This window comes from Pedobacter sp. 22226 (assembly GCF_052045455.1).
GTDB classification, from domain to species: domain Bacteria; phylum Bacteroidota; class Bacteroidia; order Sphingobacteriales; family Sphingobacteriaceae; genus Pedobacter; species Pedobacter jeongneungensis.
The window spans coordinates 599,057-605,860 of sequence record NZ_JBQEPB010000004.1; the positions used below are offsets into that span (position 1 = coordinate 599,057).

Consider the following 6,804-nt stretch of genomic DNA (forward strand, 5'->3'; position numbering starts at 1 on the left):
CATTACCCTCAAATGTTATTGTTGGAGTATTAAAACTCTACTTTAGGCGCATTTTTTGCAGATGCATCAGCCTCGAAATATCCTTTTGGTTTAAAACCGAACATTCCGGCTGTTAAATTGGTAGGGAACGACCTGATTTTGCCATTATATTCCTGCACCGCATCATTAAAATCTTTACGTGCAACTGTAATCCGGTTTTCGGTGCTTTCGAGCTGTGCCGATAAATCGCTGAATTGTTGTGTCGCCCTTAATTCAGGATAATTTTCTGTAATCGATAATAATTTACCCAAAGCCTGAGATAATTCTCCCTGCGCCGCCTGGAATTTTTTGATGTTTTCCGGCGATAAATCATCCGTACTCACCGTCATCTGGGTTGCTTTTGCGCGTGCTTCAGTCACCGCTGTTAAGGTACCTTGCTCAAATTTGGCCGCACCTTTTACAGTTGCTACCAGGTTCGGAATTAAATCTGCTCTTCTCTGATACTGGGTTTGTACCGTTCCCCATTTAGATTTAACGTTCTCATCAAGTTTAACCATGCTGTTATACCCGCATGAACTTAAAGTGCTTACTGCAATTACTGCAGCTAAAATTCCAAATATTAATCTTTTCATTTTTATGGTTTTTGTCTTTTTAGTCAAACTGAATTATGATTCAATTTACGAATTAGATATCAAATTGCATGCCTTTGTTACAATTTGGGAATTTCTCTGTCAGGTTGACGAGCGAGGCGTTGATTTTAACAAGGTTAAATTTGGTTTTGAAGCGCAAGGTCATTCGCTTTTTTTAACTTTTGTTCCCGCTCTCCGCTTTACTTCGTGTCCGCTCCGATCGGGGCTAAAAACTTTGGGCTGTTGCACAGAAAAACCGGCATAGTTGCAGAAAAATAACCCCATTAAACCCGATCGAACGTATGCCCCCGATTTTTCATCGGGGCAGGAGGGAGAGCGGGAAGAAAGTGACCTATAGAATACTGCAATTGCTTTCCAAAAAAAACATAGAGGCCTTACATTAGTCCGCTAATAGTTTTTATTCATATGCTGAACTCATCAAATATGCTATCAGATGTTTATCTTTGTACCATTCGGGATAAAAACCCGACCAGATATGCAAAAAGACATCGAAATTACTTTGCTTCCGCACCAGGTTGAGCAAACTGAAGTTATTAAACAGAAACTTGCAGAAGGGTTAAAACTCTCAGAATCGCGTATTAAAGGTTACGAAATTCTAAAAAGATCGATTGATGCGCGCTCCAGAAAGGTGATTTTTCGTCTGCAGGTAAAGGTCTTTGTGGATGAAGAAGCCATACCCGAATTTTATACCATCAATTATCCAAACGTAAGCGAAGCTAAACCTGTTATCATTATCGGCGCTGGCCCGGCAGGGTTATTTGCCGCTTTGCAATGCATCGAAAATGGATTAAAGCCGATTATTATCGAACGTGGCAAAGATGTTAAACAGCGGAGAAGAGATTTAGCCGCGATTAATAAGCAGGGTTTGGTCAACACCGAGTCTAACTATTGTTATGGCGAAGGCGGTGCCGGAACCTATTCTGATGGTAAATTATATACCCGCTCCAATAAACGTGGTGATATTAATAAAGTGCTGCAGGTTTTTGTAAACCATGGCGCTGAGCCTGATATTGCCATTGATGCCCGTCCGCATATTGGCACCAATAAACTTCCGCATATCATTACTTCTATAAAAGATACAATTTTGAATGCCGGTGGAGAAGTAATGTTCGATAGCCGGATGACCGATATTTTAATCGAATTTGGAAAGATAAAGGGAATTGAGATTAATTTTGAAGAAAAACTGCTGGCTGATGATATTATCTTGGCAACAGGTCACTCCGCCAGAGATGTGTACGAATTGCTGAACAGTAAAAACATCCTGATCGAAGCAAAACCTTTTGCTTTGGGTGTGCGGATTGAGCATCCACAGGAAATTATCGATTCGGCACAGTACCATTGCGATATCCGGTCGGAATTTTTGCCGCCGGCATATTATAGTTTAGTAGAGCAGGTTGGCGCCAGGGGTGTATTTTCGTTCTGTATGTGCCCTGGCGGCATTATCGCACCCTGTTCTACCGGCGAAAATGAAATTGTAGTAAACGGCTGGTCGCCATCCAAGCGGAATAATCCTTACGCCAATTCAGGCACGGTGGTTCAGGTTACTTTAAACGATGTTCAGGGTTACGATCCGCTGAGGATGTTAAATTTTCAGTCCGAAATTGAAAAAGCCGCTTTCGAAGCTGGTGGCGGAAACCTTGTTGCGCCTGCGCAGCGTATGGTCGATTTTGTAAACAATAAATTATCACTCGATCTGCCAAAGAATTCTTATCTGCCAGGTACCAAAAGTTCGATGCTCGATAATATCCTTCCCGAATTTGTATCTGATAGTTTGCGTGCAGCCTTGCCTTTATTTGGAAAAAAAATAAGGGGTTACTATACCAATGAAGCCATTTTAGTAGGGGTAGAGAGCAGAACTTCCTCTCCGGTAAGGATTCCGAGGGATAAAGAAACCTATCAGCACCCACAGGTTAAAGGTTTATATCCATGTGCTGAAGGGGCGGGTTATGCAGGTGGCATTGTATCGGCTGCGATAGACGGAATCAACTGTGCAAATGCAATATTGAACGCATCATAACAAACTTTATATTGTACCAATTGTTATTTTGGTATGTTTAATATCACGAACGAGATAAAAAAAGCCTTTAACGGCGATGCCTGGCACGGTAACCATGTCATGCAAACATTAAATAATGTGAATCCGGAAAAAGCATTTAGCCATTTTGTACCAGGCGCACATTCAGTTGCAGAAATTGCCTTGCATTTAACCGCATGGACAGAAGAAGTTACTTCGAGATTAACTGGTAAACCAACTGGTGAGCCTGAAAGAGGCGATTGGCCCGAACCCGATGCAAGAACACCTCAGGCCTGGGAACGGATCATTTTTGATTTTAAAATTGCAAACGAAGAACTTATCCGCCTGTGCGAAAGCCTGAAAGATAACCAATGGAATGATGAAGTAAAAAGTGAGCGAAACCCTGCTTTAGGTACGGGCGTAACCAATGTGGAGCTGGTGAGTGGTTTAGCCCAACATCATGCTTACCATTCCGGACAGATCGCCTTGCTTTCTAAATTTTAATTAATTCGTGTAATCTTTCCATCTGTGTAATCAATTTTAAAATGAAAAAGACATTAATTATAGGCGCATCGCCCGATCCATCAAGGTATGCTTACAAAGCAGCCAATATGCTTAAGCGTTTCAACCACGAAATTGTTAACGTGGGCATAAAAAAAGGAGAAGTGGCCGGTGTTGAAATTGAAAAACCTGGCGAAATCCACAACGATATCGATACCATTACCTTGTATATCGGGCCGGCACTACAGCTACAATACCACGATTATATTCTGGCTACAAAACCCAAAAGGGTAATTTTTAATCCCGGGACAGAAAATTATGAGCTGGAAAAATTACTGGATCAGCATGATATTGAACCTGTTGAGGCCTGTACATTAGTATTATTAAGTACCGGGCAATATTAAAACCGGTACACTACGCCCCAGTTTACGTAATCGGCCTGTGCAAAGTGCATATAGGTTTTTGCCTGTAGGCCCAGGTGCGGAGTAATGTTAAAGGTAGGGCCAAATGTCCAGTACCAGGTTGCTTTCTCCATAAACCTGTTGTAGTGAATATATTTTCCAATTTGTGCCGCAACAGTTATCCGCCATAAATTAATGTCGGCACCAACACTAATCCCTGTACGCCACCTATCGTAAGAAGTTCCGTAATTCTGGAAAGTATCGTTAGCATTATTCGGATCATAAACAGTATAATAATAAACTGCATCTGCACCAGCCTTAAGCGACATTACGTCATTCAGGTAAAAATTATAGCCTGCATATAGTCCGCTTTTATACAAACTTTTATTTCTATTCGCAAATACGCCTCTTGCACCTAAGCCTGCACTAAGCTCGATTGAATTTCGCTGTAAAGTTGTATAGGTGCTTTTCCGCTCCGCGGTTAATGGTTTCTGGTTATTCAGCTTCAACCCGATATAAACATTTCCCGTATTTAAACCTCCATTAGGTACCGTTGCTCCACCGTTTGATACATGTAGAAATCCAAAACCCACCAATAAATCAGTGTATTTACTCAATGGTAGCTCCATTCCCAGGTCTGCTTTTATGGTTTCATTAACCGGATTGCCTAAAAACCTGTTTTTGGTATTATTGTAGTAATATTTATTCGTATAGCCCAAACCTACACCCGGGGTGAAATTAATTTTGGCCTTCCCAATTTTAAACAACTGGAAATCCATCTGTGCCACTAAACCATATACCTGCCCGAAAGCGTGGGCAGAGGTATCTTTCGTTCCTTTTAATTTGCTCAGGTCCCTGAAAATAAAACCAATCCCGTAAGATTTAGCACCGCTAACCCCAATCCATTTATCCGCATTCTGACTGATATCTTTAAAATAGGCCGCATCAAAGCCTGTAATCTGATCCTGAAACAAATGGCCCTGGTCACTATTTACATGCGTACCGAAAATAGGTTTAAAAATAATCGAATGATTTTCCGGTGCAATTTGTGCCTTCGCAAAAACGATACACGAAATAAGGATGATCAGGGATAGGGATAATTTTTTCATCAATTTTTACTAAAACGGTAAGCAAGGCTATAAAAAGCATAACGGTATCCGGTAGCACTGTTTTTAACTTCGTTCGAGGTAAAAGTAGCCGTATAATTGGCTGTCCACCTTGCAATGGCAAAAGTTAAACCCACCTGTGTGGTAAAAACAAAAGGTTTTGGTTTAAAAGTAATCGGTCCTTTATCATTCAGGAATAAACCACCCTGCAAACTCGAATCAAAAGCTACCGCATGTACCTGCGGGATAACAGAGAGAAAAAGTTCGTATTTGCGGGTAGCTTTATAAGTATTATTATTGCTTACCAAACTGTTAAATGCCGCAGATCCTTCCATATCATTAAATCTGCCCAAACGCAACATTGCGCCAAGGTTAGCTTTAGTAATTACGTTACCAACGGCTGCAGATGCAGTGCCCGTAACATCAAATACCTTATTGTTGGTGGTTATCAAAATTTTGTTGTATTCTGCGCCCAGGTTCAATGTCGGTTCGCTGTTTAAGCCGTATTCCCAACCTTCAATCTGGTTTTGGCCAACCAGTTTATGAAAAGCTTTCTGAAATTTTTCGCCCAGCGCATCTTTTCCCGTAACCCCAATCTGTGCCGAAACCTTTAGCATTTGTTCGTTTTTGTAAAACCGGCTGTAATTTGCCTCTCCATATAAGTATGCCGTAAAAGGCCTGTCGTGTAGAGCCGGGTTAGGTACGAAACTATAATACGGATTGTATATTTTTTGGCCAAGTTCAAAGCCGATAATCTCTTTACTTCTCCCTGCTTTCAGATTTTCTCCATTTAAAGCATGCCTGAATTTAATAAAAGCCCCGTTCGTATAATAGCGGTCGCTGGTGATATCGATATAAGCGTCGTTTTCAGAGATAATAACAAGCTCATTTTTAAAATTTTGAGCATAACCAATTTCTGCAAGGCCAATAAACAGCAGTGTAACGTATAATCTGAGCATCAATTTCATTTATAGGGCATTTTGAAGCTATAAAAGTATTAATTATTGTTCAAAATCTCTATACATAGCCTTTAGTTAGGCATATAACTCATTTTTTCCAGTAAAGCGGGTGTTGTGCTGCTATATAAGTTTGTCCCCGCTTTTCACTACAAGTCCTCTCCCGATTGAAAAAATCGGGATGTGGGCTTTCCGTTTCAATCGGGTTTAGTTGGGGCGGGGCAGAGGTTAAATACGAAGTTTCCAAAGGGCCTGTGCAACTGAAAGCTTCGCAAGTCTTCAGCCCAAACCTGCCCTAAACACGCAATCCTTCAAAAAGTTTTGCTTTGGGTAAAACTTTTTATTGCTGTAAACCATCCACTTACAATAAACCTTTCAATAATCTACACAATCCCTTTGCAGGTGTATTAATTTTTCCTACTTTTGCATCCCGCTTCGGAGGAAGGGTTTTAGTTGAAAGGATGGCCTGGTGATACGGAAAGCGATAATTATTTTAAAATAAATATTGCAGGAGAGGAAAAGATTGCTACCTTTGCAGCCCGGTTCGGAAGAACGGAAAGCCGGTTAAAGCTGGCCTATTGAAATAAAGGAAAGAGGAGAAAAAGAGATTAAAAAATAAAATTTATTTTATTTGGAAGTTTAAAAAAGATCCTTACCTTTGCACTCCCAACCGAAAGGGAAGGAAAAAAGTTGGAGCAGCGGATGTTGCGCAAACAACAAAACAAGATTGAAACGGGTGAAACACAGGTTGGACGAATAAGACCAATCGAAACTGAAACCGAAGATATATAAAGATCTGCCGCGAGGTTTATAGATCGATAAGTTCTTAAAAGAGATGTCAATGTAGCGTAGCGGGGTAATGGAGTACTGATCAAAGTACATGATTATTTTGCTTTATTTTAAAGGTGGTGTCTAACAGACAACATAAAAAAAAGAAGACTATTTTTAACAATAGTTAAAACTGGTCAGAATTGAACAAAACATTTTACAATGGAGAGTTTGATCCTGGCTCAGGATGAACGCTAGCGGCAGGCCTAATACATGCAAGTCGAACGATAGATGAGAGCTTGCTCTCATCGAAAGTGGCGCACGGGTGCGTAACGCGTATGCAACCTACCTTTATCAGGGGGATAGCCCGGAGAAATCCGGATTAATACCGCATAATATCATTTTATAGCATTATATTATGATCAAACA

6 protein-coding genes and 1 rRNA gene are annotated in these 6,804 nt (G+C 40.7%); 4 read left to right on the forward strand and 3 right to left on the reverse strand.

The window, feature by feature from the left end:
• Positions 1 to 29 precede the first annotated feature (29 nt).
• Positions 30 to 611, reverse strand: a complete 582-nt coding sequence (locus tag ACTJKC_RS12150) for a LemA family protein (RefSeq protein ID WP_187593073.1) — start codon at positions 609 to 611, stop codon at positions 30 to 32.
• 493 nt (positions 612 to 1,104) lie between these two features.
• Between ACTJKC_RS12150 and ACTJKC_RS12155 the strand changes: the two genes are divergently transcribed.
• The 3 genes from ACTJKC_RS12155 to ACTJKC_RS12165 are packed head-to-tail and all read left to right on the forward strand — an operon-like array spanning position 1,105 to position 3,548.
• Positions 1,105 to 2,646, forward strand: a complete 1,542-nt coding sequence (locus ACTJKC_RS12155) for an NAD(P)/FAD-dependent oxidoreductase (RefSeq protein ID WP_440792233.1) — start codon at positions 1,105 to 1,107, stop codon at positions 2,644 to 2,646.
• A 33-nt stretch (positions 2,647 to 2,679) separates the two neighbouring features.
• Positions 2,680 to 3,147: a DinB family protein gene (locus ACTJKC_RS12160; RefSeq protein ID WP_440792235.1), complete on the forward strand. Its 468-nt coding sequence runs from the start codon at positions 2,680 to 2,682 to the stop codon at positions 3,145 to 3,147.
• Between the two features lie 41 nt (positions 3,148 to 3,188).
• A complete protein-coding gene (locus ACTJKC_RS12165; RefSeq protein WP_344853399.1) occupies positions 3,189 to 3,548 on the forward strand; it encodes a CoA-binding protein in 360 nt (119 codons plus the stop codon).
• Here the strand turns inward: ACTJKC_RS12165 and ACTJKC_RS12170 are convergent.
• Entirely contained in the window at positions 3,545 to 4,654 is a 1,110-nt protein-coding gene (locus ACTJKC_RS12170) for an acyloxyacyl hydrolase (RefSeq protein WP_440792237.1), read from the reverse strand. The two genes, ACTJKC_RS12165 and ACTJKC_RS12170, sit on opposite strands and share 4 nt — an antisense overlap.
• Positions 4,654 to 5,610 (reverse strand): lipid A deacylase LpxR family protein, encoded by a 957-nt coding sequence (locus ACTJKC_RS12175; protein WP_440792239.1) that lies wholly within the window; start codon positions 5,608 to 5,610, stop codon positions 4,654 to 4,656. Before ACTJKC_RS12175 ends, ACTJKC_RS12170 begins: the two co-directional genes overlap by 1 nt.
• A 984-nt stretch (positions 5,611 to 6,594) precedes the next feature.
• Here ACTJKC_RS12175 and ACTJKC_RS12180 point away from each other — a divergent pair.
• Positions 6,595 to 6,804 (forward strand): 16S ribosomal RNA (locus ACTJKC_RS12180); the annotation flags it as partial.